This window comes from Mycobacteroides sp. H001 (genome assembly GCF_001440005.1).
Taxonomy (GTDB): Bacteria; Actinomycetota; Actinomycetes; order Mycobacteriales; family Mycobacteriaceae; genus Mycobacterium; species Mycobacterium gwanakae.
The window spans coordinates 1-382 of the sequence record NZ_LJYH01000044.1; the positions used below are offsets into that span (position 1 = coordinate 1).

1 pseudogene is annotated in these 382 nt (G+C 64.4%); it reads left to right on the forward strand.

What is annotated here, in order from left to right:
* A pseudogene (locus AOT83_RS21820) lies at window positions 1-382 on the forward strand (cytochrome b); the annotation flags it as partial.

Below are 382 nucleotides of genomic sequence, written 5' to 3' on the forward strand. Positions count from 1 at the left end.
AACGACATCATCGCGTTGAAGTTCCATATCTCGCTGAACGCGACGACGTGGATCGGCCGTATCGGCATGGTCATCTTGCCGATCGTCGTGTACTACCTGGCCTACCGCTGGGCCATCGGCCTGCAACGCAGCGACCGCGCAGTACTCGAACACGGCATCGAGACCGGCATCATCAAGCGACTGCCGCACGGTGAATACATCGAGCTGCACCAGCCGCTGGCCGGTGTCGACGAGCACGGCCACGCCATCCCGCTGGAATACCAGGGCGCCGCAGTGCCACAGCGCATGAACAAGCTCGGATCGGCCGGCGCACCCGGCACCGGCTCGTTCCTGTTCGCCGACCCCGCCGACGAACAAGCCGCACTGGTGCAAGCCGAACACC